The organism is Streptomyces sp. UG1 (assembly GCF_049974585.1).
In the GTDB taxonomy this organism is placed as follows: domain Bacteria; phylum Actinomycetota; class Actinomycetes; order Streptomycetales; family Streptomycetaceae; genus Streptomyces.
Genome location: NZ_JBNGGG010000034.1, coordinates 73474 through 94476, shown reverse-complemented (window position 1 = coordinate 94476; position 21003 = coordinate 73474). Strand labels below are relative to the sequence as shown.

The window sequence follows — 21003 nt, the reverse complement described above, 5'->3', positions numbered from 1 at the left end:
ACGGCGACGGCGACGGCGGTGTCCGCGCCCTCGGTTGCGGCCAGGCCGCGCATGACGGTCGCCGTGCTGGGCGCCACCGGCATGGTCGGCAGCCGGGTCGTCGCCGAGGCGGCCGCGCGGGGACACCGGGTGCTCGCCCTGTCCCGGAAGCCGGGGGAAGGGGACCCGAACGTGACGCCGGTCGTGGCCGACGCGAGTGACCCCGAAGCCGTACGCCAGGCCCTCGCGGGCCCCGCCCCGACCGGCGCCGCGGACGCCGTCGTCCTGTCCGTGCGGACCTTCCCGGCCGATCGGGAGTTCCTGGTCCGCGCCACCCGCACGGTGCTGGACGCCGCCGCCCGGCTCGGCACGCGGGTGCTCGTGGTCGGCGGCGCCGGCGCCCTGCGCAGCCCGGACGACCCCGACCTGCCGGTGGCCGACAACCCCGCGTATGTGCCCGCCGAGTACCGGCCCGTGGCGCTCGCCGGAACCGCGCAGTTGCGGGCCTGCCGGGCGCACGCCGACGCCGACTGGGTCTATCTGAGCCCGCCGGCGCTGCTCGAACCGGGTGAGCGGACCGGCGGCTACCGGCGCGGCACCGACACCCTGCTCACGGCCATGGACGGCCGGTCGTGGATCAGCGCCGAGGACCTGGCGGTCGCGGTGGTCGACGAGGTCGAGATACCGGGCGCCGAGCGCCACATCACGGTCGTTCATCGGTCGTCGACGACGTGACCGTCGATATGACGATCGTTGTAGAGCGGCGGCAGTCTGGGGCTCGTCGTGCTCTATGACGACTTTCATGGGGGCTTGCCCTGGCGATCACCACCGTGCACACCCCGAGGGGCCGCCTGAGCCTCGAGCAGCGCCGCGAGCCGGCCGAGGCGCTCACGGACGCCGTGCTGGTGTCCGAGTGGGCCGGTTCGCGCCGGACGCCCGGGTCGGATTCCAGGTGCACTTCGTCCAGCGCGAGCCCGACATGATGGCCATCGGCGGGCGGCTCCGTCATCCGCCAGGCGCCCGACCCGAAGCTCCAGTCCGACCGCGAGGCGATCGTCGCTCCGGTGGCAGCGACCCCTGCGACGTCGACTCCTCGACCCTGGCCGGTCATGCCACGCGGCGGCAGCCGCATATCGAAGGGCCACACCAGGCGGTACGGCTGATGCCCCGCCTCAGGGCTCTCCGCGAAGAATGCGTTGACCTGCGAAAGCACCTCTCCGCAGTTCTCACGGTCAACGTCGCCTCCCAGGCCCATGTGCCCTGGACGTGCCCTCGAAAAGGGACCAGAGCCTGTCCGAGCGGCGGGGCGTACCTGCCGGACAGGCCCTGGTGGACTGGGACGATCAACGATGACCGGTCGTCAGACCGCCAGCCAGGCAGCCTGGTCCGGTGCCAGCAAGCCGCCCTCCACAGGTCCGCTGGTCAGCAGGACGGCCCTGTGGTCGGGCAGCGGATACGGCTCGGTCGAGAGGTTGACCACGCACACGAAGCCGGGCTCGAGGCCGAAGGCGAGCACCCCGTCGGGGGCGTCCAGCCAGGTCAGGGCGGAGTCGCCGAGGGCCGGGGTTTCGCGGCGCAGGCGCAGGGCCGTGCGGTAGAGCTCCAGCATCGAGGTCGTGTCGCCGGTCTGGGCGGCCACGCTGCGCTCGGCCCAGTGGGGCGGCTGGGGCAGCCAGGGTGCGGCGGTCGCGTCGTCGGGGCTGAAGCCGTACGGCGCGCTCTGCCCGGACCACGGGATCGGGACCCGGCAGCCGTCACGGCCGCGCTCGGTGTGGCCCGAGCGTTCCCAGACGGGGTCCTGGAGGACGGACTCCGGCAGGTCCTCGACCTCGGGCAGACCGAGCTCCTCGCCCTGGTAGACGTAGGCGCCGCCCGGCAGGGCGAGCATGAGCAGGGCTGCGGCACGGGCGCGGCGGGTGCCCAGGCCGAAGTCCAGGGGGCCTTCGGCGCGGTAGGTCTCGTTGACCACCCAGCGCCGGGTGGGGCTCGGGCGGCCGTAGCGGCTGGGATGGCGTACGACGTCGTGGTTGGACAGGACCCAGGTGGCCAGCGCGCCGACTGCGCCGAGCATGGTGAGCGAGTCGTCGATGACCGTGCGCAGCTCCTTCGGGTCCCAAGTGGACATCAGGAAGTCGAAGTTGAACGCGGTGTGCAGGCCGTCCCGGCGGACGTAGGCGGCGAGCCGCTCGGGCGTGTCCGCCCACGCCTCTGCGACGAAGCACCGGTCGCCGGGGAACTCGTCGGCCACCTTGCGCCAGGAGCGGTAGATGTCGTGGACCTCGTCGCGGTCCCAGTGCGGGTGGTCGACGTGCTGCCAGGGCTGCCCGTCGTCCGGGTCGCGTCGGGGCGGCAGGTCCGGCAGCTCCGGGTGCTTGATCAGCCCGTGCGCGACGTCGATACGGAAGCCGTCCACGCCCCGGCTGAACCAGAACCGCAGGATCGACTCGAACTCCGCGCGCACCTCCGGGTGTTGCCAGTTGAGGTCGGGCTGCTCGGGGGCGAACAGGTGCAGGTACCACTCGCCGTCGGGCAGTCGGGTCCAGGCGGGCCCGCCGAAGCTGGAGACCCAGTCGTTGGGGGGCTCGGAGCCGTCAGGGCCCCGACCGGGCCGGAAGATGTAGCGGTCGCGCTCCGGGCTGCCGGGGCCGGCGGCCAGCGCCGCCCGGAACCAGGCGTGCTGGTCGGAGGTGTGGTTGGGCACGATGTCGGGGATGACGCGGATCCCGTGCTCGTGCGCCTCGGCGATGAGCTGCTCCGCCTCGGCCACGGTGCCGAAGAGCGGGTCGATGTCGCGGAAGTCGGCCACGTCGTAACCGTGGTCGGCCATCGGCGACTTGTACCACGGATTGATCCAGATGGCGTCCACGCCGAGGGACTTGAGATACGGCAGCCGGGATCGCAGACCGGCGATGTCGCCGACGCCGTCGCCGTTGCCGTCGGCGAAACTGCGGATGTAGACCTGGTAGATGACGGCGCTGCGCCACCACGGTGCGGTGGGGGACACGGGTGCGTTGCTCCTTGGGAGTCGAGAGGGTGGGGGTGTCTACTTCGCCGCGCCGGCCGTGAGCCCGGCGACGATGCGGCGCTGGAAGATGAGCACCATGACCACCAGCGGGACCGTGACGAGGACGCCCGCTGCCATCTGGCTGCCGAACGGGGTCTCGTACGTCGTCGCGCCGGTGAACTTCGAGATGGCGACCGGTGCGGTCTGCATGCCGGGCTTGTTGGTCATCGACAGGGCGATGAGGAACTCGTTCCACGCCGCGATGAACGTGATGATCGCGGTGGTGAAGATGCCCGGCGCCGCGAGCGGGACGATGACCTTGCGGAACGCCTGGCCGCGCGTACAGCCGTCGACCATGGCGGCGTGCTCCAGCTCGTCCGGCATCTGCCGGAAGAACGTGGTCAGGTTCCACACCGCCAGCGGCAGCGCGAAGGACATGCTCGGCACGATCATGGCCTGGTACGTGTTGATCCAGCCGATGTCCGTGAAGAGCTTCAGCAGCGGGACCACGATCGACACCACCGGGAACATCGAGGTGGCGATGATCAGGGTCAGGATCAGCCGCTTGAAACGGAACTCCAGCCGGGCCATCGCATACGCCGTGAAGGTCGCGAGCAGCAGTGCCAGGACGGTCGTGATCCCCGCCACGACCAGGCTGTTGAGCAGCGCGCGGCCGAAGCCCTGCGCGGGGTCGAACACCGCACGGTAGTTCTCGAACGACACCACGGAGGGGAAGAGCGAGGTGTCGAAGATGTCCGGGGTGCGGCGCAGGCTGGAGACCAGCATCCAGTAGAACGGGGCCAGGCAGTAGGCCACGACCGCGATGACCCCCGCGTACAGCAGGCCGCTGCGCCACTTCGCCGTGAGGGTCGTCATGTCGCCACCTCCGTACGGCGGCGCAGTGCCGGGATCCGCATGCGGCTGCCCTTCCGCTTACGGCCGCCTGCGCCGGCGTCTCCGATCAGATCGGCGCCGAGCAGCCGTACGAAGGCCAGCGCGACGAGGAAGACGTAGAGGAAGAGGAGCACCGAGTACGCGGACGCAGGTCCGAAGCGGACGTTGGACGCCTCGTTCTGCGCGAGCATCGACAGGGTCTCCACCGAGTGCTTCTGGGCGCCGATCAGGATGTACGGCAGGTCGAACATCCGCAGGGCGTCCATACAGCGGAACAGCATCGCCACCAGCAGCGCGGGCTTCACCAACGGCAGGGTGATGTGCCAGAACTGGCGCGGCGGACTCGCCCCGTCGATGCGGGCGGCCTCGTACACCTCCTTGCCGATGACCTGGAGCCCGGCCAGGACCAGCAGCCCGATGAAGGGCGCCGTCTTCCACACCTCGGCGACGATGACCGCGACCTTGGCGTGGAAGCCCTCGGTGGTCCACAGGACCTGATGGCCGATCAGCGTGTTGGCGATGCCGTCGCTGTTGAAGATCCACCGCCACAGCAGGCCGGAGATGGCCGTGGGAACCGCCCAGGGGATGAGGATGCCCGCCCGGACCAGCCCGCGGCCCCGGAACGCCTTGTGCATGATCAGGGCCATCGCCACTCCGATCACCGTCTCCAGGGCGACCGTCACGACGGTGAAGAAGGTCGTGTTCCAGAAGGCGTTCCAGAACCGCTCCCCGGCCTCGCCGAAGATGTCGGCGTAGTTCCGCAGCCCGACGAACGGCTCGGTGGCGCTGATGAACCCGGTCTCCGGGTCCAGGCCCTTCGCCCCGTACAGCGACTCGTTCAGCGCCATGAGCGTCGGGTAGAGCACGACGATCGTCAGCACCAGCAGCGTCGGGGAGACCAGCAGCGCGGCCATCCGTGCCGAGCCGGCGGTCGCGCGCGACTGCTTGCGCGTGCGTTTCACCGTCCCGGAGGGGAGGGAGACCGCGCGGTCGACGGCGGTCTCGGGCGGGACTTCGGGCGGGATCTTGGTGTCGGCCATGGCCCGCTCCTCACTGCCCCGTGGACTTCTGCAGCGCTTCCTGCAGGTCCTTCAGCGCCTGCGCGCTGCTCTTGCTCCCGGTCAGGGCGGCGTACGCCTCCTGCTGGATCGCCGAGGTGACGTCGCCGTACTGCACGACGCGCGGGCGCGGAACGGCGCGCAGGATGGACTCCTTGAGCACCGGCAGGTACGGGTACTGCTCGACCAGCGCCTCGTCGTCGTACAGGGAGGCATACGGCGGGGCGAGGGAGGCCTCCTTGAGGAAGGTGGCCGTGTTCTCCTCGCTGCTGAAGAACCTCATGAAGTCCAACGCCGTGGCCTTGTTCTTGGCGAAGGACGACAGGGCCAGGTTGTGGCCGCCCAAGCTGGAGGAGCCGGGGCCGTTCAGGCCGGGCAGCGGCGCGACGGCGTACTTGCCCTTGATGTCGCTCTTGCCGGCCAGGGAGTACACGTACGGCCAGTTGCGCAGGAAGATCAGCTTGCCGGACTGGAACGCCTGGCGGCCGTCCTCCTCCAGGTAAGTGATGCCCTCCTTGGGGATCGTCCCGTCCTTGACGGAGTCGACCAGGAAGTCCAGGCCCTTCCTCGCCTGAGCCGTGTCGACGTCGGGCTTGCCGTTCGCGTCGGTGACGACGCCGCCCGCGGAGTTCACGGCCTCGGAGAAGTTGACGGTCAGGCCCTCGTACTTCTGGAACTGCCCGGCGTAGCACGACATGCCCTTGGCCTCGGGCAGCTTCTTCACCTTGGCGCAGGCGTCCTTCAACTCGGCCCAGGTGGCCGGGGGTCGGGTGATGCCGGCCTTCTTCAGCAGGTCGGTGCGGTAGTACAGCATGCCGCCGTCGGAGCTTTCCGGGACCGCGTACAGGCCGTCGCGGTACTTGGCCGTCTCCACGACCGGCTTCAGCATCTTGTCCAGCGGGAACTGCTTCTCGGGCAGCCGGTCGATCCACTGGTGGGCGGCGAACTCCGACGTCCACACGACGTCGAGGGAGAGCACCGTATAGGCGTCGGACTTCGTCTCCGCGTTCTGGATCATCTGCTGGCGCTGCGCGTCCGCGTCCGTCGGCAGCTGGATGAAGGTGACCTTCTCCTTCGGGTGCAGCTTGTTCCAGCGGTCGAGCATCGGCTGGATCGAGCCGGTGGTGTCCTTGCCCGCCACGTACGTGATGGGGCCGCGGCCCTCGAACGTCGTAGTCCCGGCTGCCTGCCCGGAGCCGCCGCCGTCGGACGAGCCGCAGGCGGTGAGGAGGAGGGCGCCGGCGGCGAGTATGCCCACGGACTGAAACGCTCTGGTGGTTGTGGTCTTCACGGTGTCTCCTGGTCGTACGTGGTCGTACGTAGTCGTCTGTCCTTGTTGCGAGACCGCGTTGTCACGCCCCTTTGTGGATCAAAGTCGCAGGTCAGATCACTTTCAACGGCTCAGCGGTGCGGACGTGTGACTCTGTCGTGACAACGCTTGCAAGCTAGGGGTCATATTTGCCGGAAGTCAATGCGTTACTGTGCGGTAATGCCCCGTGCTGGATGATTTACGATGCATGAAAGCGCTGTCACGAATTGCCCCGCGGGCCGTGCCGCCTGTGCTACCGTCCGCTCATGCCACCAGCTCAGCGGCACCCCACGATGGCTGACGTAGCCGAACGGGCCGGGGTCTCCACATCCACCGTCTCGCGCACTCTGCGCGGCATGTCCACCGTCTCTCCGGAGGTCCGCACGCGCGTCGAGCAGGCCGCGCGGGAGCTGAACTTCGCCGTGTCGCGGCAGGCCGCAAGCCTTGTCACGGGCAAGACCGGGAACGTGGCCGTGATGGTGCCCACGCTCACCTCATGGTTCATGGGCTCGGCTCTGACCAGCCTGGGCCCGCTGCTGCGAGCGGCCGGCATGGAGATGAACATCTACGTGATCCCCGACATGGCCGAGCGCACGGCGTTCTTCGAGCGCCTCCCGGCCCGGCGGAACGCAGACGCGCTGCTGGTCTTCTGCTTCGACCTCACCGAGACGGAAACCGCGCGGCTGGACGACCTCGGCATGCCGGTCATCTATGTCAGTCAGCACGTCGACGGCCGCCCCAGCGTCTACGTCGACGACGTGGCAGGCGCCCAAAAGGCCACCCACCACCTGCTGAACCTCGGCCACCGCCGGATCGCCTTCGCCCACACGGTGGGGGCCAAAGGCTTCAGCTTCAGCTCGCAGGAACGGCTCCTCGGCTACCGCCAGGCGCTCACCGAAGCAGGCATCCCCCTGGACGACGACCTGGTGGTCGGCGCGCCACCCCATGACAGGCGCGGCGCGATGGAGGCGGTGGGACAACTCCTCGGCCTGCATGAGCCCCCCACGGCCATCTTCGCCGAACAGGACGAACTGGCCGCCTCCCTCATCGGCGTCCTGCGCCGGACAGGGATCGACGTGCCCGAGCGGATGTCCGTCCTCGGCTTCGACGACCAGCCACTGGCCGAGTGGTTCGACCTGTCCACCGTGGCCCAGTCACCCTCGGACATCGGCCGCGAGGCCGGCGAACTCGCCCTCACGCTCATCAACGACTCCGAGGCGGACCCCGTCCGGCACGTCGTCCTGCCCACACACCTGATCCCCCGGGAGACCACGGCCCCACCGCCGTCCGCCCTGCAGGGCGATGATGTGCGCGATGTCTGAGATGCGCCGGATGTTCGACGCCGGCCCGTAGGAGCGAGGGCTACACCTGTTGTGCGACATCGCTCGGGTGGCCGGGCTGGGGTTGAAGCGGCTCCACGCCGGATACCCCGTGCGGCGCGGTCCGTTCGCGACCGGGATCAGCGCCAGTTCGGGGCCGTCGGCGGCCGGATGCACGCCGACGGCAGGAGCGCTGTGCCGAGGCCGCGCGACGAGGCGGGAGATCAGCTCGACGACGCCAGCCTCGTACGCGACTCAGGGCCAAACAAGGCAATAAGGCTGATGCCCCGCCTCATGAAGCCGATGGCTGAAGTCCTGCCACTCATGCAGCAGTTGGTACACATTGAACGCGTCCCGAGGCCCGCCCCGGTCCGGCACCGTCGACCAGATGAACGCGGCCGCGCCGACCGCTTCCTCTCCTATGCCCCGCAGCGGGTCCACGACCGTCATCGGCAGCTTGACCACGGCGTAGTCGGGGTGCAGGACCACCAGTTCCAGCGGCGGCACCTTGTGCAGCGGGACGCCCTCGATGCCGGTCAGGACCATCGCGGCCATCGTCTCCGGCTTGATCTTGGTGAACATGCCGTTCATGCCGAGTTCGTCGCCGCCGAGTTCCTCGGGGCGCATCGAGATCGGGACGCGGGCCGCGGTCGCGCCGTCGGGCGCGCCGAAGTACTTGTACGTCACCCCCACCCGACCACCATTCCTGCTTGCCCTAAGCCGATCACGATCGATACGTCGGTCGGCCCGCTCTGACTCGTTAGGTGTACCCGGCATACCCGGTACTACGTGTCCCTGGCGTGCTTCGTTCGAATCCTCCGCGTCGCGCCGGTGCCTTCCCCGCCGGGCACGTCGAGGACCCAGGTCATCAGTCCCCTCGCCCAGTCCGCCACCGCGATGCATATCTCCACCCGACTGCTTTTCTAGGACGCGTGGCCCCCGCCGCGCAACCCGATCATCGTGTCAGTGACCTCCCCCACGGCCGCCCGCCGAAACGTGCGTCGAAACACCTGTCCGCAGGATCTTTTCAGTCCCTGACCATCACACCCCGCATGAGCTGTGTGTATCACGACCAGTCTCGCAGATCGCGGGGGAGCGGAGACCGGCTACCGGGTCGGAACCGGCCCCGCTGCCGTCACCTCCCGCTGGCCTACCCTGAGGAGGTCACTGGCAATCGGAGTCCGAGAAGTCGAAGAAGGTCGGAGAAGTCGCAGGCATGAGCGAATCGCCCTATCCGTACGAAGCACCGGCCTCGCAGGCCCTGTTCGACCGTGCCGCCGCCGTCACACCCGGCGGCGTGAACTCCCCGGTGCGCGCCTTCCGTGCCGTCGGCGGTACGCCCCGGTTCATGGTGTCCGGCACCGGTCCGTACCTGACCGACGCCGACGGGCGTGAGTACGTCGACCTCGTCTGCTCCTGGGGGCCCATGATCCTCGGGCACTCGCACCCGGAGGTCATCGCCGCCGTCCAGGACGCCGTCTCCCGCGGCACCTCCTTCGGCACGCCCGGGGAGGGCGAGGTCGCGCTCGCCGAGGAGATGGTCGGCCGGATCGAGCCGCTCGAGCAGGTGCGGCTGGTCTCCAGTGGCACCGAGGCCACCATGTCCGCGATCCGGCTCGCCCGCGGATTCACCGGGCGCACCAAGGTGATCAAGTTCGCCGGCTGCTACCACGGGCACGTCGACGCCCTCCTCGCCGCGGCCGGGTCGGGTGTCGCCACGTTCGCCCTGCCCGACACCCCGGGCGTCACCGGCGCCCAGGCCGGCGACACCCTCGTGCTCGCCTACAACGACCTCGAGTCCGTGCATGAGGCCTTCCACCGTTACCCCGGCGAGATCGCCTGTGTGATCACCGAGGCCTCGCCCGGCAACATGGGCGTCGTCCCGCCGCGGCCCGGCTTCAACGAGGGGCTGAAGGACGCCTGCCGCAAGAACGGCGCCCTCTACATCTCCGACGAGGTCATGACCGGGTTCCGGACCAGCCGTGCCGGGTGGTACGGCATCGACGGGGTCGAGCCCGACCTCATGACCTTCGGCAAGGTGATGGGGGGCGGCTTCCCCGCCGCCGCCTTCGGTGGCCGTGCCGACGTGATGGCGCACCTCGCTCCCGCCGGCCCCGTCTACCAGGCCGGCACCCTCTCCGGGAACCCCGTCGCCACCGCGGCCGGCCTCGCCCAGCTGCGGCTCCTCGACGAGGCCGCGTACGACAAGGTCAACGCCGTGTCGGAGACCGTCCAGTCCCTCGTCACCGAGGCCCTCACCAAGGAGGGCGTCGTGCACCGGCTGCAGAACGCCTCCAACATGTTCTCCGTGTTCTTCACGGACCGTGAGGTGCGCAACTACGAGGACGCCAAGCGGCAGGAGTCCTTCCGCTTCACCGCCTTCTTCCACTCGATGCTGGAGCAGGGTGTCTATCTGCCGCCCTCGTCCTTCGAGTCCTGGTTCGTCTCCACGGCCCACGACGAGCAGGCGGTCCAGCGCATCGCCGACGCCCTCCCGGCGGCGGCCCGAGCGGCGGCGGAGGCCACGGCGGCATGAGCGACAACCCCATCACCGACAACCCCATGACCAGCAACAGCGACATCACCGTCGTCCATCTCATGCGGCACGGCGAGGTCGCCAATCCGGACGGGATCCTCTACGGCCGTCTCGCCGGCTACCACCTCTCCGAGCTCGGCCGGCGGATGGCCGACCGGGTCGCCGAGCATCTCGCCTCCCGAGACGTCACGTACGTCTGCGCCTCCCCGCTGGAGCGGGCGCAGGAGACCGCGACGCCGATCGCCAAGGCGCACGGCCTCGACCTCGCCACCGACGAGCGGCTCATCGAGGCCGACAACGTCTTCCAGGGCAAGACCTTCGGGGTGGGCGACGGGGCGCTGAAGAAGCCGGAGAACTGGAAGCATCTCGTCAACCCGTTCAAGCCGTCCTGGGGCGAGCCGTACGTCGACCAGGTCATCCGCATGATGGGCGCGCTGAACGCGGCCAAGGACGCGGCGCGTGGGCACGAGGCCGTGCTGGTCAGCCATCAGTTGCCGATCTGGATCGTGCGCTCCTACGTCGAGAAGCGCCGGCTGTGGCACGACCCGCGCAAGCGGCAGTGCACGCTCGCGTCCCTGACGACCTTCACCTACCAGGGCGACAAGATCGTGTCCGTCGGCTACACCGAGCCCGCCATCGATCTCGTGCCCGCCCATCTCCGTGCCGGTGCCAAGCCGGTGCAGGGGAAGGACAAGGCCTTCGGCGCCTAGGGTCTCCCTAAGACACCTTTGTGACATTTGTTGCGAATCCTCCGAGATCAGGAGGAACCTCCTCGTTCGTCGTGCCCTCTGACTGGGTGACCACTTCAGAAGCACGACGGACGGGGCAGCAATGCGCAACTTCAGCCGAAGGGGAGCCATCGGACTCGGTGCCGGGGCGGCTGCCGCGCTGGGACTCGCGGGGTGCGGCACCTTCACGTCGTCAGACGGGCCGAAGCCCTCCGGAGGTTCCAGTGACGGCGCGGACAACAAGCCCGGCGCCCAGGCCGACCGCGCCCGCCCCATAGGCGACGGCTCCACCTCGTACACCGGCAAGCAGCCGAACCAGCCGGGCAAGCCCGAGCCGCTGGAGCCCAGCCAGGAGCCGCCGCAGTTCGTCGTCTTCTCCTGGGACGGCGCCGGCGAGGTCGGCAACGGCCTCTTCCCGCGCTTCCTCGAACTCGCCAAGGAGCACCAGGCGCACATGACCTTCTTCCTCTCGGGGCTGTATCTGCTGCCCGAGAGCAAGAAGCGGCTCTACGAACCGCCGAACAACCCGCGCGGCGCCTCCGACATCGGCTACCTCACCGACGAGCACATCAAGGACACGCTGAAGAACGTCCGCCAGGCCTGGCTCGACGGCCACGAGATAGGCACCCACTTCAACGGCCACTTCTGCGCCGGCACCGGCACCGTCGGCAACTGGACCCCGCAGCAGTGGCGCAGCGAGATCGAGCAGGCGAAGTCCTTCGTGAAGGAGTGGCGGACCAACTCCGGGTGGACCGATCTGCCGTCCCTGCCCTTCGACTACGACAAGGAACTCGTCGGCGGCCGCACACCCTGCCTCCTCGGCCAGGACAACCTGCTGCCCACCGCCCGCGAACTGAGGTGGCGCTATGACGCGTCGTCGCCGGGCGGGCGCCAGGTGTGGCCGACGAAGAAGGGGGGACTGTGGGATCTGCCGTTGCAGCAGATACCTTTCCCCGGCCGTTCGTTCGAGGTCCTCTCCATGGACTACAACATGCTCGCCAACCAGTCGGTCAACTCGACGAACGCACCCAGCCACAACTACCCGGGCTGGCGCGAGCAGTCGGCACAGGCGTACATCCAGGGCTTCAAGCGGGCATACGAGACAAATCGGGCCCCCTTCTTCGTCGGCAACCACTTCGAGCAGTGGAACGGCGGCATATACATGGACGCCGTCGAGGAGGCCCTCAAGCACATCGCCCGGGAGAAGGAGAAGGGCGCCGACATCCGGCTCGTCTCCTTCCGCCAGTTCGTGGACTGGATGGATGTGCAGAAGCCGGATGTTCTGGACAAGTTGCGCACTCTGGATGTCGGGCAGCGGCCGGTCGGCGGCTGGAAGGCGCTCCAAAAGGCCGCCTGAAATGCGGGTTTACGTCCGACAGGGGGGTGCGCAAGATCCCCGGAACGGGCATGCGAAACTTTTCACATGAGTGCCGCCAGCCGTGCCCCCCTGCGCCCGACCTCCTGGACCAGCTCGCGTCGCACCGCCCTGACAGCCGCCGGTGCCGCCGTCACCGCGCTGCTCGTCTCCGCATGCAGTTCGGGAGGCGTGTCCGGCGGGGGCGGTGACACCAACTTCATCATGGGCAAGGACGGCATCTCCACCGTCGCGAAGGGCGAGCGCCATCCGGCCCCGGACCTGTCCGGCAAGACCATCGAGGACAAGCAGCTCGCGGTCTCCTCCTTCAAGGGCAAGGTCGTCGTCCTGAACGTATGGGGATCCTGGTGTGCGCCCTGCCGCGCCGAGGCCCCCAACTTTCAGAAGGTCTACACGGACCTCAAGCCGAAGGGCGTGCAGTTCGTCGGCATCAACGTCGCAGACCCCCAGGTCAAGAGCGCTCTCGCCTTCGAGAAGGAGTACGGCGTCACCTATCCCAGCCTGTACGACCCGAGCAGCAAGCTGATGCTCCGCTTCGAGAAGGGCACGCTCAACCCGCAGGCGATCCCCTCCACGCTCGTCCTCGACCGGGAGGGGAAGATCGCGGCCCGCTCCCTTGCCGCGCTCAGCGAGGAGAAGCTGCGCTCCATGATCGCCCCGGTCCTCGCGGAGAAGTGACGTGAGCGCAGTCACGACCCTCGCCGCACTCACCGGCCAGAACCAGACGGTGCTCAACGGCGCCCTGTTGGTCGCCCTGCCCATCGCCCTGCTCGGCGGCCTCGTCTCCTTCTTCTCCCCGTGCGTCCTGCCGCTGGTCCCCGGCTACCTGTCCTACGTCACCGGCGTCACCGGCACCGACCTGGCCGAGGCCCGGCGCGGCCGGATGGTCGCGGGCGCCTCCCTGTTCGTGGCCGGCTTCACCGCCGTGTTCGTCTCCAGCGGGGCCCTGTTCGGCTACTTCGGGTCGACGCTCCAGGAGCAGCAGGGCGTCCTGTCCAAGGTGCTGGGGGTGCTCATGATCGTCATGGGCGTGTTCTTCATGGGGCTGATGCCCTGGATGACCCAGCGCGAGTTCCGCTTCCACACCAAGCCCACGGCCGGACTGGTCGGCGCCCCGGTGCTCGGCGCGCTCTTCGGCATCGGCTGGACACCCTGCATCGGCCCGACCCTCGCCTCCGTGCTCGCCCTGTCCTCGCAGCAGTCGAGCGCGGGCCGCGGTGCCATACTGACCGTCGCCTACTGCCTCGGCCTCGGTGTGCCGTTCGTGCTCGCCGCGGTCGCCTTCCGCAAAGCGCTCGGCGCCTTCGGCTGGATCAAGCGCCACTACGTCTGGGTGATGCGGATCGGCGGGACGATGATGATCGTCACCGGTCTGCTGCTGCTGACCGGCATCTGGGCCAGCCTCGTCCAGGACATGCAGTCCTGGTCCGCCGGATTCACCGTGGGGATCTGATCAATGAGCAAGAGCACAGTCGGCACGGGACTGGGTGAGCCCCCGGCCGCCGCTCCCGACGACCAGGACCTCGGTGCCGCGGGCTCCCAGCTCTCCACGGCGCCCGTGGACGCTCCGCCCACCCTGCCCACGCTGGGCGTCATCGGCTGGGCCCGTTGGTTCTGGCGGCAACTGACCTCCATGCGTGTGGCCCTGCTGCTCCTGCTGCTCCTGGCGCTCGGCGCCATCCCCGGCTCCCTGATCCCGCAGTCGGGCCAGGACGTCACCAAGGTCGCCGACTTCCACAAGAGCCACCCCACCCTCGCGCCGATCTACGACAAGCTGGGCCTCTTCAACGTCTACGGCTCGGTGTGGTTCGCCGCGATCTACATCCTGCTGTTCATCTCTCTCATCGGCTGCATCGTGCCCCGCACCTGGCAGTTCGTGGGCCAGTTGCGCGGGCGTCCGCCGGGCGCGCCCAAGCGACTGACCCGGCTGCCCGCGTACACGACGTGGCGCACCGAGGCCGAGCCGGAGCAGGTGCGCGAGGCGGCGCTGGCCCTGCTGAAGAAGCGCCGCTTCCGCGCCCACCTCGCCGGTGACGCCGTCGCGGCCGAGAAGGGCTATCTGCGCGAGGTCGGCAATCTGGCCTTCCACATCGCCCTCATCGTGATGCTGGTCGCCTTCGCCTGGGGGCAGCTCTTCAAGTCCGAGGGCAACAAGCTCCTCGTCGAGGGCAACGGTTTCTCCAACACGCTGATCGCCTACGACGACTTCAAGTCCGGCAATCTCTTCACCGCCGACGACCTGACGCCGTACAGCTTCCGTCTGAACGACTTCACCGGCACCTACGAGGCCTCCGGCCCCAACAAGGGCACGCCGCGCACCTACCAGGCCGCCCTCACCTACGCCGAGGGTGCCTACGGCAAGGACAAGAAGACACTCGTCAAGGTCAACCACCCACTGGAGATCGGCGACTCGAAGGTCTACCTGACGGCCCACGGTTACGCCCCTCTCATCACCGTCCGGGACGGCAAGGGCAACGTCGTGTTCCGTGACGCCGTGCCGCTGCTGCCGCTCGACGCCAACGTCACGTCAACCGGTGTCGTCAAGGTCCTGGACGGCTACAAGAACGCCAAGGGTGTCAGCGAGCAACTCGGCATCTCGGCCTTCCTGCTGCCGACCTACACTCCGGGCAGCGAGACGGTCTCGACCTTCCCGGCGTTGCTGAACCCCGTGCTGAACCTGGCGCCGTACTACGGCGACCTCGGCGTCAATTCGGGCATTCCGCAGAGCGTGTACCAGCTCGACAAGTCGCACATGAAGGGGTTCAAGGACTCCAAGGGCCAACAGCTCCGGGAGAACCTGAAGCCCGGCGAGACCATGAAGCTTCCGGGCGGTGCCGGCTCGATCACCTACGAGGGCACCAAGGAGTGGGCGAACTTCCAGATCACGCAGCAGCCCGGCAGCGGATGGGCGCTCGCCGGCTCCCTTGTCGCGATCTTCGGCCTCGCCGCCTCCCTGTTCATCCAGCGTCGCCGCGTGTGGGTGCGGGCCACCACCGGCGCCGACGGCGTCACGGTCGTCGAGATGGCCGGCCTCGGCCGCAGCGAGTCCGCGAAGGTGCCCGAGGAGCTCGGCGACCTCGCCGGGGTCCTGTACGACCAGGCGCCGGGCGCGCCCGACCCGGACTCCCCGGACTCCCCGGACGACGACTCCACCGACGACACCCCCACCCCCGACCCCCAAGCCGCACCCGCCGAAGGGGCTGAGACCAAGTGACTCTCGCCGCCGCGACCGAGCTGGCCGCCGCCACCAACGAAGACCTCGCCAACATCAGCAACACGCTGATCTACTCGTCGATGGCCGTCTACACCCTGGCCTTCTTCGCATACATCGCCGAATGGCTCCTCGGCAGCCGCAGCAAGGTCGGCCGCACGGCCGCCGCGCTCACCCCGGCGAAGGCCACGAACGCCACGAAGGCCGCCGCGCCCGCCGTCACCGTGAGGAAGGGCGGCTCCACCGCCGTACTGGAGCGGCCGAAGGTCGTCGTGCGGGCCACGGCCGGGCAGCGGGACGTGCCGGACGGGCCCGGTGCGCACGGTGGTGACGAGCAGGGCGACCTCTACGGGCGTATCGCCATCTCCCTCACCGTCCTCGCCTTCTTCATCGAGTTCGGTGGTGTGCTCACTCGGGCCCTGTCGGTGCAGCGGGCGCCGTGGGGCAACATGTACGAGTTCAACATCACCTTCTCCACGGTCGCCGTCGGTGTGTACCTCACGCTGCTCGCCCTGAAGAAGAACGTGCGCTGGCTGGGGCTGTTCCTGACCACCACGGTCCTCCTCGATCTCGGCCTCGCCGTCACTGTCTTGTACACCGCCAGCGACCAGTTGGTTCCCGCCCTCCACTCGTACTGGCTGTACATCCACGTCTCCACCGCGATCTTCTGCGGCGCGGTCTTCTACGTCGGCGCCGTCTCCACGCTGCTGTACCTCTTCAAGGACAGCTACGAGAACAAGCTGGCGAACGGCGGCACCCCGGGCCGCTTCGCGAACTCCGTCCTGGACCGGCTGCCCGCCGCGGCGTCCCTCGACAAGTTCTCCTACCGCGTCAACGCCGCCGTCTTCCCGCTGTGGACGTTCACGATCATCGCGGGCGCCATCTGGGCGGGCGACGCCTGGGGCCGCTACTGGGGCTGGGACCCCAAGGAGACCTGGTCCTTCATCACCTGGGTCGCCTACGCCTGCTACCTGCACGCCCGCGCCACGGCCGGCTGGAAGGGCCGCAAGGCCGCCTACCTGGCCCTGATCGCCTTCGGCTGCTGGCTGTTCAACTACTACGGCGTCAACATCTTCGTCTCCGGCAAGCACTCGTACGCCGGCGTGTAAGACCGAACACACAGGTCAGCGGCCGTAAGGGGTGCAATTCGCCCCTCGCGGGGTCAGGCTGGTGTCATGACCGGTTCCATAGAACAGGGCATCAGCCAGACCCACGGTGACACGCACACCCTGCACTTCAGGGTGCGGCTCCCGGCACCCATGGAGGCGGTCTGGCCCGCGTTCTCCAGCGCCCACGGGCTCGGGGCCTGGTGGATCCCCGTCGACGTCCTCGAACCGCGGCTGGGCGGCCTGGTCGCCCTGCGCGGTGTGGGCAGCGGGAGGGTCACCGCCTGGGATGTGGACCGGGTCGCCGAGTACACCGTGGAGGGCGTGGGCCGCATCCGCTTCCATTTGGAGCGGGACGGGGAGACGGGTGCCGTTCTGCGGTTCACCCATGAATTCCAGGGCCGCGGGGAGTCGGAATCGCGCTGGCGGTCTCGGTTCGAGAGCCTTGTCGAGATGCTGGAAAAGTGAAATGGGCATGGCGGATCTCCCGGTGGCGCATGGGGCGCTTACGGAACGGTCGAGGCGATGACGTCCCGCAGTCGCTCCACGTACAGCCGCATGTTCTTCTGCGCGACGTCGGTGTCCGGGTAGCGGCCGGCGAACCACAGGCCCTCGTGCAGCCGGGTGACCCAGGCGCACACCTGGTCGCCGTACGACACCCTGATCAGGCCGTACGCCTTCTGCGCGGCCCAGCGTCCGGATCCGGCGACGCCACGGGTGTCGACGTAGGAGACGATCGAGTACAGGTCGGGGGAGGTGGGGCGGAAGTCCGAGCCGAGCAGGTGCAGGACGCGGGCGAGCGGCATGCGGGCCAGATGCCGGCCGGCGTGCAGCGCGGCGCGCACCGTGCGCAGGGCGCTGGGGAGGTCGTACGCCTCCTCCACGGGGATCTCGATGGGCGCGCCGCCGACGTACCAGCCCACCGAGTCGGACCAGCGGGACTTCACACGGGTGTGGAACGGCACGACGGTGCGGTAGACGGGCCGGCCGCCGATCTCGTGAACGATCAGCGCGGTGGCCGCCAGCACGCCTACCGAGCTGCCGCCGTAGGGACGGCAGTACGCCTCGAACGCGGCGGCGGCGTCCGGGCCGGTGAGCTCCTCGCGCAGGAGTTTCTGGGCGGGCAGCCCGGCCCCCGGGTCGAGGCCGAGGTCGACGGGGAAGTTCGGCAGCCTGCCGTCGCAGCGGCGGATGAACTCCCGCCAGCGGGCCACGATCTCGTGGCGGTCGTCGATCTGGTCGGCGTCCGTGCGCTCGATCTCGCAGAAGTCGACGTAGCTGCTGGCCGGCACCGGCTCCAGGGCCCCGCCCGCGAGGTGCGCCGCGTACAGCTCGTGGATCTCGGCGGGGATGCGGTGGATGGAGTGGGCGTCGACGTTGCTGTGGTCGAAGGCCATGTACACGCTGGTGGAGTCGTCCCGGACGACGGCCGTGTAGATGAGGTTGGGCCAGCGCAGCGCGTCCGCCGTGACGTCGAAGCGCTCCTGGAGGTGGCGGACCAGCTCCGCCGGGTCGGTGAAGTCGCCGACCTCGGTGCGCTCCAGGGACACCGCGTCGGCGTCGAGCGTGAACCGGCGCATCTCGTCGCCGCCCGCGCCGCAGAAGCGGAAGCCGCTGCGCAGCGTCTCGTGCCGGAGCGTCCAGCCGCGCAGCGCCTCCTGCAGCGCGTCGAGGTCGGCCCGGCCCGGGAGGTCGAAGGCGGTGCCGAGCCAGGTCGGCACGAACAGGCCGTCCTCGCGCACGGACCTCGCGGTCCTGATGTGCGACTCCTGGATGTACGCCGGCGGCCGTGAGTCCTCCGGCAGGCCGTTCGCCGTCGCGACGGTCGCCGGGCTGAACGTCCACTCGACGAGTCGTCCGGGCCGGACCTCGCAGCGCTGGATATCAGTCATTCGCACGGGCGGCTCCATTCGCGGCGGGGGACACACCCGAAAGGGTGGTATCCCGCCCAACGAGGCAACCCTTTCCTGGAAACGGCTCGCCGCGATCAGCCGACGGTGATCGAGTCGAGTTGTCCGCGCAGATAAACATGCGAGTCGACCGGTTCGTACGCCACCCGTCCCACCGGCGCGGGCACCGACTCCACGACCGTGCCGGGTGTGCACTCCCCGAAGTAGACGAGCGACATCAGCTCCTCGGCGGGCGCGTCCGCGGGCGGCGGCAGCACTCGGTGCCGCCCCGACCGCCACCGGTCGCCGGTCCAACGGGCCATCAGATCCCCGATATTGATGGTGAACGCCGCCGGGTCGTACGGCGCGTCCTCCCAGCCGCCGGCGTCCGTGAAGACCTGCAACCCGCCCTTGCCCGCCTGCCGGTCGAGGATCGTCACCGTGCCGAAGTCGGTGTGCGGCCCGATGCGGAACTGGCCCGGCTCCGGCTCGCCGACCGTCTCCCGCCCCGGATACCAGTTGATGTTGAAGCCGTACGTCGGGTGGTCCATGTGCCGGGTGAAGAAGTCGGGTTCCAGGCCGAGGGCCTCGCCGAGCAGGGACAGCAGCCGGTTCTCCAGCTCGGCCATCCGCGCGAGGTACTCCTCGCACAGGGACCGGAGTTCGGGTACCTCCGCCGGCCACACGTTGGGCGCGTACCACTCGGCGTTGACGACGGGGTCCTCGAAGGGCTCGTGCGTCGCGAAGGTCAGCGACTCCTTCAGGTCCGGCGGGGTCTCGGTGCCCTCCGCGTAGCCGTTGGCCTCGGCGCCCGGCCCGAGCCAGCCGCGTCCGCCGACCTTCACGGCGTACGCCTGCTTGGCCTCCGCGGGGAGCGTGAAGAAGGTGCGGGCGGCGGCGCGGATGCGGGCGCGCAGGGACGGGTCCACGCCGTGCCCGGTCACGAGGAGGAAGCCGGCGTTCTGCAGGGCCTCGTCGACCGTGTGGGCGATGGCGCCACGGGTCCCGGCGTCGCCGTGCAGCCACGGCCCGAGGTCGATCGTGGGGATGCGGGGCTGGTCACTCACCGATGTCCTCGTTCCACAGGTCGGGGTGGTGCTTGATGAAGGTGTCCATCAGGTGGACGCACTCGGGATCGTCGAGCAGCACGATCTCCACACCGTGCTCGGCCAGCCAGTCGTGCCCGCCCCGGAACGTGACCGCCTCGCCGATCAGCACCCGGGAGATGCCGAACTGCCGGACCAGGCCGGAGCAGTACCAGCACGGCGAGAGCGTGGTCACCATGGTCGTGCCGCGATACGACCGCTGCCGCCCCGCCGCCCGGAACGCGGCCGTCTCCGCGTGCATCGAGGGGTCCCCGTCCTGCACCCGCCGGTTGTGGCCGCGCCCCAGCAGCGCCCCGTCGGCCCCGTAGAGCGCGGCACCGATCGGAATCCCGCCCTCGCCCAGCCCGGCACGGGCCTCCGCGAGGGCCGTACCGAGCCATCTGCGTGCCTCTGACTGATCCATGCCCCTACTTTCCGGTGCGGGGCGGGTGGGGGCAATGGCGGACCGGGGCAGCGGACATGGGCGAGCGGGTTCAGCGGCGGAGTGTGACCCGGCTCTTTCCGTTGAAGGGGGCGAAGCAGGTCACCGTGTCCGGGGTGCGCAGGGTGTCGTCCTCGGCGAACAGCCGCCGCGCCGCCTCGTACGACACCTCGCCGCTGACGACGGGAGCGGCGCGGTCGTACAGCTCACGGTCCGCCTCCGACAGCGGCTGACCCGGCTCGCCGTCCTCCTCTCCCCACACGTCCCACAAGAGCGTCTCCACCTTGTTGAGCGCCGCGAGATCGAGCCGGACGTTGCCCGCGACGAACCGCTCCCCCCAGAACGGCCCCTCCTCGGGCGGATGCAGCCCGAACGCCCTGTGGTCCGCGCCGTCCTCACGGATGGCCCGCCACGCCTCGCCCGCGACCAGGAAACGGTCGCGCGGTACGTCCATCGGGTCGAAGTCGACGTCCCAGCCGCCGGTGATCGAGGGGTCGGCGAGCTGGGCGTCGGCGAGGGCCCAGGCACCCTTGTCCTCGTCCCAGTACTCGGTGACGACGTGGTCGACGTGGAAGTAGTCCGCGCCGTTCTTCCTGAAGTAGTCGGCGAAACCGGACCGGATGCGGGCCGGCACGCCCATGTGACGCAGCAGAGAGCAGTGCAGTAACGCGAAGTCCCGGCACACGCCGACGAACCGGTCCCCGACATCGCGCCGCCCGGTCAGCGGGGCGTCGTCGCGCTCGACGATGATGCGCAGGATGTCGTCGACGTAGCGGGTCTCGGCGTCGTTGTGCAGCCGGTCCGCGGGATGCGTGTGCCGGAACAGCTCGCCCTCTCCGCGATGGATCAGCAAGTCGCGTACGACACGGGCGAGTTCGGCGGGGTCGGCGGGCAGCCCGGCGTACCGGGACGCCAGGTCGCCGGGGGTGGAGAACGGGCTCTGGGCGGCGTAGAAGGCGGCCGCGTCCGGCGAGAGGACGGGGGCAGGGGTGGCAGACATGGCTGTACTCCCATTGGCGTCGACCACGTGTTCGATTACGGGCCGGTGCGATTCACCGTGTCAAAATT

The 21003-nt window shown here is 69.3% G+C and carries 19 protein-coding genes and 1 pseudogene; 10 read left to right on the top strand and 10 right to left on the bottom strand.

Annotated features, from left to right (window positions below; all coding sequences use genetic code 11):
- The first annotated feature begins 51 nt into the window (after window positions 1–51).
- On the top strand, window positions 52–714 hold the full coding sequence (locus ACP4J3_RS33535; RefSeq protein ID WP_426540025.1) for an NAD(P)-dependent oxidoreductase: 663 nt from the start codon (window positions 52–54) through the stop codon (window positions 712–714).
- 625 nt (window positions 715–1339) lie between these two features.
- Here ACP4J3_RS33535 and ACP4J3_RS33530 read toward each other — a convergent pair.
- From ACP4J3_RS33530 to ACP4J3_RS33515, 4 genes are read right to left on the bottom strand one after another with little or no spacing between them, the layout of a single operon-like run.
- Window positions 1340–2983 carry a glycoside hydrolase family 13 protein gene (locus ACP4J3_RS33530; RefSeq protein ID WP_426539975.1) on the bottom strand — a complete coding sequence of 548 codons (1644 nt, stop codon included), beginning with the start codon at window positions 2981–2983 and terminating at the stop codon, window positions 1340–1342.
- Between the two features lie 39 nt (window positions 2984–3022).
- Window positions 3023–3859, bottom strand: coding sequence for a carbohydrate ABC transporter permease (locus ACP4J3_RS33525; protein WP_426539974.1), 837 nt, complete (start codon window positions 3857–3859; stop codon window positions 3023–3025).
- Window positions 3856–4917, bottom strand: coding sequence for a carbohydrate ABC transporter permease (locus ACP4J3_RS33520; protein ID WP_426539973.1), 1062 nt, complete (start codon window positions 4915–4917; stop codon window positions 3856–3858). The genes ACP4J3_RS33525 and ACP4J3_RS33520 overlap by 4 nt, the downstream gene beginning before the upstream one ends.
- Before the next feature lie 10 nt (window positions 4918–4927).
- Window positions 4928–6226, bottom strand: coding sequence for an ABC transporter substrate-binding protein (locus tag ACP4J3_RS33515; protein ID WP_426539972.1), 1299 nt, complete (start codon window positions 6224–6226; stop codon window positions 4928–4930).
- A gap of 284 nt (window positions 6227–6510) precedes the next feature.
- Between ACP4J3_RS33515 and ACP4J3_RS33510 the strand changes: the two genes are divergently transcribed.
- On the top strand, window positions 6511–7566 hold the full coding sequence (locus ACP4J3_RS33510; protein WP_426539971.1) for a LacI family DNA-binding transcriptional regulator: 1056 nt from the start codon (window positions 6511–6513) through the stop codon (window positions 7564–7566).
- A gap of 57 nt (window positions 7567–7623) precedes the next feature.
- Here ACP4J3_RS33510 and ACP4J3_RS33505 read toward each other — a convergent pair.
- Window positions 7624–7818: pseudogene (locus tag ACP4J3_RS33505) on the bottom strand (LysR family transcriptional regulator); the annotation flags it as partial.
- Complete coding sequence (locus ACP4J3_RS33500) at window positions 7819–8256, bottom strand: hypothetical protein (protein ID WP_003974483.1); 438 nt, start codon at window positions 8254–8256, stop codon at window positions 7819–7821.
- A 523-nt stretch (window positions 8257–8779) separates the two neighbouring features.
- Here ACP4J3_RS33500 and hemL point away from each other — a divergent pair.
- The 8 genes from hemL (at window position 8780) to ACP4J3_RS33460 (ending at window position 16987) form a co-directional block, all read left to right on the top strand.
- Entirely contained in the window at window positions 8780–10099 is a 1320-nt protein-coding gene (gene hemL, locus ACP4J3_RS33495; RefSeq protein WP_426539969.1) for a glutamate-1-semialdehyde 2,1-aminomutase, read from the top strand.
- Window positions 10096–10809 carry a histidine phosphatase family protein gene (locus ACP4J3_RS33490; RefSeq protein WP_426539967.1) on the top strand — a complete coding sequence of 238 codons (714 nt, stop codon included), beginning with the start codon at window positions 10096–10098 and terminating at the stop codon, window positions 10807–10809. The genes hemL and ACP4J3_RS33490 overlap by 4 nt, the downstream gene beginning before the upstream one ends.
- 121 nt (window positions 10810–10930) lie before the next feature.
- Window positions 10931–12184 (top strand): hypothetical protein, encoded by a 1254-nt coding sequence (locus tag ACP4J3_RS33485; protein WP_426539966.1) that lies wholly within the window; start codon window positions 10931–10933, stop codon window positions 12182–12184.
- A gap of 66 nt (window positions 12185–12250) precedes the next feature.
- Window positions 12251–12880, top strand: a complete 630-nt coding sequence (locus ACP4J3_RS33480) for a TlpA family protein disulfide reductase (RefSeq protein ID WP_426539964.1) — start codon at window positions 12251–12253, stop codon at window positions 12878–12880.
- Window position 12881: 1 nt separating this feature from the next.
- A complete protein-coding gene (locus ACP4J3_RS33475) occupies window positions 12882–13655 on the top strand; it encodes a cytochrome c biogenesis CcdA family protein (RefSeq protein ID WP_426539963.1) in 774 nt (257 codons plus the stop codon).
- A 3-nt stretch (window positions 13656–13658) separates the two neighbouring features.
- Window positions 13659–15416: a cytochrome c biogenesis protein ResB gene (resB, locus tag ACP4J3_RS33470; protein WP_426539962.1), complete on the top strand. Its 1758-nt coding sequence runs from the start codon at window positions 13659–13661 to the stop codon at window positions 15414–15416.
- Window positions 15413–16522, top strand: a complete 1110-nt coding sequence (gene ccsB, locus ACP4J3_RS33465; protein ID WP_426539960.1) for a c-type cytochrome biogenesis protein CcsB — start codon at window positions 15413–15415, stop codon at window positions 16520–16522. The genes resB and ccsB overlap by 4 nt, the downstream gene beginning before the upstream one ends.
- Window positions 16523–16588: 66 nt before the next feature.
- Window positions 16589–16987, top strand: coding sequence for an SRPBCC domain-containing protein (locus ACP4J3_RS33460; protein WP_426539959.1), 399 nt, complete (start codon window positions 16589–16591; stop codon window positions 16985–16987).
- Window positions 16988–17025: 38 nt separating this feature from the next.
- On the opposite strand, the gene ACP4J3_RS33455 is transcribed toward ACP4J3_RS33460, so the two are convergent.
- The 4 genes from ACP4J3_RS33455 to ACP4J3_RS33440 form a co-directional block, all read right to left on the bottom strand.
- Window positions 17026–18417, bottom strand: coding sequence for a condensation domain-containing protein (locus ACP4J3_RS33455; RefSeq protein ID WP_426539958.1), 1392 nt, complete (start codon window positions 18415–18417; stop codon window positions 17026–17028).
- A gap of 89 nt (window positions 18418–18506) precedes the next feature.
- Window positions 18507–19475, bottom strand: coding sequence for an isopenicillin N synthase family dioxygenase (locus ACP4J3_RS33450; protein ID WP_426539957.1), 969 nt, complete (start codon window positions 19473–19475; stop codon window positions 18507–18509).
- The gene (locus ACP4J3_RS33445) at window positions 19468–19917 is read right to left on the bottom strand and encodes a nucleoside deaminase (RefSeq protein ID WP_426539956.1); all 450 of its coding nucleotides are present in this window, start codon (window positions 19915–19917) and stop codon (window positions 19468–19470) included. Before ACP4J3_RS33445 ends, ACP4J3_RS33450 begins: the two co-directional genes overlap by 8 nt.
- A 70-nt stretch (window positions 19918–19987) precedes the next feature.
- On the bottom strand, window positions 19988–20935 hold the full coding sequence (locus ACP4J3_RS33440; protein ID WP_426539955.1) for a transglutaminase-like domain-containing protein: 948 nt from the start codon (window positions 20933–20935) through the stop codon (window positions 19988–19990).
- Window positions 20936–21003 lie beyond the last annotated feature (68 nt).

Coding starts and splice junctions, on each gene's coding strand:
- ACP4J3_RS33535 (WP_426540025.1), top strand. CDS start 52: ATGACGGTCGCCGTGCTGGGCGCCACCGGCATGGTCGGCAGCCGGGTC.
- ACP4J3_RS33525 (WP_426539974.1), bottom strand. CDS start 3,859: ATGACGACCCTCACGGCGAAGTGGCGCAGCGGCCTGCTGTACGCGGGG.
- ACP4J3_RS33520 (WP_426539973.1), bottom strand. CDS start 4,917: ATGGCCGACACCAAGATCCCGCCCGAAGTCCCGCCCGAGACCGCCGTC.
- ACP4J3_RS33510 (WP_426539971.1), top strand. CDS start 6,511: ATGCCACCAGCTCAGCGGCACCCCACGATGGCTGACGTAGCCGAACGG.
- hemL (WP_426539969.1), top strand. CDS start 8,780: ATGAGCGAATCGCCCTATCCGTACGAAGCACCGGCCTCGCAGGCCCTG.
- ACP4J3_RS33490 (WP_426539967.1), top strand. CDS start 10,096: ATGAGCGACAACCCCATCACCGACAACCCCATGACCAGCAACAGCGAC.
- ACP4J3_RS33485 (WP_426539966.1), top strand. CDS start 10,931: ATGCGCAACTTCAGCCGAAGGGGAGCCATCGGACTCGGTGCCGGGGCG.
- ACP4J3_RS33480 (WP_426539964.1), top strand. CDS start 12,251: ATGAGTGCCGCCAGCCGTGCCCCCCTGCGCCCGACCTCCTGGACCAGC.
- resB (WP_426539962.1), top strand. CDS start 13,659: ATGAGCAAGAGCACAGTCGGCACGGGACTGGGTGAGCCCCCGGCCGCC.
- ACP4J3_RS33460 (WP_426539959.1), top strand. CDS start 16,589: ATGACCGGTTCCATAGAACAGGGCATCAGCCAGACCCACGGTGACACG.
- ACP4J3_RS33445 (WP_426539956.1), bottom strand. CDS start 19,917: ATGGATCAGTCAGAGGCACGCAGATGGCTCGGTACGGCCCTCGCGGAG.
- ACP4J3_RS33440 (WP_426539955.1), bottom strand. CDS start 20,935: ATGTCTGCCACCCCTGCCCCCGTCCTCTCGCCGGACGCGGCCGCCTTC.